The sequence below is a fragment of the Metallosphaera yellowstonensis MK1 genome, from assembly GCF_000243315.1.
GTDB lineage: Archaea > Thermoproteota > Thermoprotei_A > Sulfolobales > Sulfolobaceae > Metallosphaera > Metallosphaera yellowstonensis.
The window spans coordinates 4,291-6,097 of the sequence record NZ_JH597760.1 but is presented as its reverse complement, the minus strand read 5'-3'; the positions used below and the strand labels follow the sequence as shown (position 1 = coordinate 6,097).

The window sequence follows — 1,807 nt, the reverse complement described above, 5'->3', positions numbered from 1 at the left end:
TTACTTTCGTTAAACCCAAGAATAGTAAGCCTGTATAAGGCTCTTAAGATCTGTGATAAGAAGCTCGAAATTTTGAACAAATTTACAAATTATCTTGAGAATAATATACTAAATCCTAAGCTAGTAGACTTATTGAGGGAGAAAATAAATGGTGAAGGGTTCGATAAGGCGCATTTAGAGTTGCTAATTCTTTTGGAATTCGCCTTGAAGCTTAGAAATGAAGGGTATCATGTGAAATTAAATGATTTTTATGGAGACTTATTGTTGGACACTAACGCCAGTTTTGAAGAACAAATGAAGATAAGGGATCAAATAATTGAGGAGTACAAGAGAAAGTATGATGTAGACGTTTCGGCAGAAGTTGGAGACGTATTTGGAATGGTAGATTCCGTAGATAAGATAAAGGAGTATATGAGGAAAGTATTAGATGTGGGTGGAGGAAGAAAACAGTCTATTTAATATTGTCATTCGTATTTCTGTTTCCTTCAATAGGTTTACTAAGATCTCTCTCGAAAGTCTCTCAACATCAAGCTGTTGCACGTTAAGATCTTTACCCTTAATACGGATTTTATAAATTCCCATTTTTAGCAACTCATCTTTAAAACCGCCGAAATGATCCACTAGAGTTCTAAGTTTTCGATTAACCTAATGTAATTTAAGAAATTATTAGCTTCTTCCCCATTGATTTTCCCACTACTTACTGCATTGGCTAATACCTTATCCTTTAATATTGATACAATTTTACCTTCTTTGATCCCGTTAAATGTTCCGTTCTGATTGCTAAAAATCTCATCTCTTAAATTAGGAGAGTTAAGAGCGATAAAGAGTATAATTTCGAAATAAATTGCGCTAAAGCAACGTCTAATTAAAGTTGTGTTATGAGCTTTATCATAACAAATAGAAATTAGAGTTAAGTTCATTTTTACATCTTCAGCTCACATTTGCTAAAATTTCCTTTATATTTCTTTTCTGAAGAATTCGAGCTTGTTATAATGTCGTTATTATGTTATTTATACTTGTTTGAGTGTATTACTCATGGATAGGAAACAGTAATTAGGGAAGACGTTTTTGCCCTTCTTGTGGTTCACGTGGTTAAGTGTAAGTGTTTACCCGTGGCGTAACTTACCTTCTTTAATTACTTCTAATTCCACCACGGGCACCCCTCTTGAGGGATCATACAGGGTCACCCTTAACTCATTGGGGCTGGTCGAGGGAAACACCAATACCCTCCCATCCACACCTTTATCACTCCCCAAACCTCGTGAGCAGTGCCCGTCATCAGTTAGGGGGATCATCAATGAAAACTACTTCGGTGATACTATATAAACACAACTTGTCAAAACGATATTTAGAAGTGATTAAAAATAACCAGTAGTTACGTAGAAGCGTTACAGTCCCAGTTAAGCGTCTCAATTCGGTTCGCCCCGCGAGTCCTTCCCCACTTTCCCTGTCTCTTGCAGAGGCATCTTGGAACCCTCCGGATCACGGGATTTCCCGTCGTGCCCTATCCATACTGCTCTAGCCGGCCTCCGGAGGGAAGCAGAACTGCGATCAGCAGTTATCTGACCTTCCCTTAATTGACGTCTTCATCAAGGGAACTAATAACTATACGACAGCAGTTGTGGGATTTTCCTTAGGTAGCACCCTGTAATCAAGGTAAAACTGATAACTGCCGTATACGATCACTCAATCGAACCCCAGTAACCACTTCCACACCTTCCTGACCTTGACCCCCATCACATCCCCCTCCTCGTCCAGGGTCAGGAGTTTCGCCTCGACCTTCTTCCTCCTCAGCACCTCCCTTAAA

General features: G+C 39.2%; 2 protein-coding genes and 1 pseudogene. 1 reads left to right on the top strand and 2 read right to left on the bottom strand.

What is annotated here, in order from left to right:
• Positions 1 to 459, top strand: a pseudogene (locus tag METMK1DRAFT_RS00740) (hypothetical protein); the annotation flags it as partial.
• A 161-nt stretch (positions 460 to 620) separates the two neighbouring features.
• Here METMK1DRAFT_RS00740 and METMK1DRAFT_RS00730 read toward each other — a convergent pair.
• Together METMK1DRAFT_RS00730 and METMK1DRAFT_RS00725 are read right to left on the bottom strand one after the other, a co-directional pair.
• Positions 621 to 920 carry a hypothetical protein gene (locus tag METMK1DRAFT_RS00730; protein WP_009069632.1) on the bottom strand — a complete coding sequence of 100 codons (300 nt, stop codon included), beginning with the start codon at positions 918 to 920 and terminating at the stop codon, positions 621 to 623.
• A 186-nt stretch (positions 921 to 1,106) separates the two neighbouring features.
• Positions 1,107 to 1,295 (bottom strand): hypothetical protein, encoded by a 189-nt coding sequence (locus METMK1DRAFT_RS00725; RefSeq protein WP_009069629.1) that lies wholly within the window; start codon positions 1,293 to 1,295, stop codon positions 1,107 to 1,109.
• Between the last annotated feature and the right edge of the window lie 512 nt (positions 1,296 to 1,807).

Coding starts and splice junctions, on each gene's coding strand:
- METMK1DRAFT_RS00725 (WP_009069629.1), bottom strand. CDS start 1,295: ATGATCCCCCTAACTGATGACGGGCACTGCTCACGAGGTTTGGGGAGT.
- METMK1DRAFT_RS00730 (WP_009069632.1), bottom strand. CDS start 920: ATGAACTTAACTCTAATTTCTATTTGTTATGATAAAGCTCATAACACA.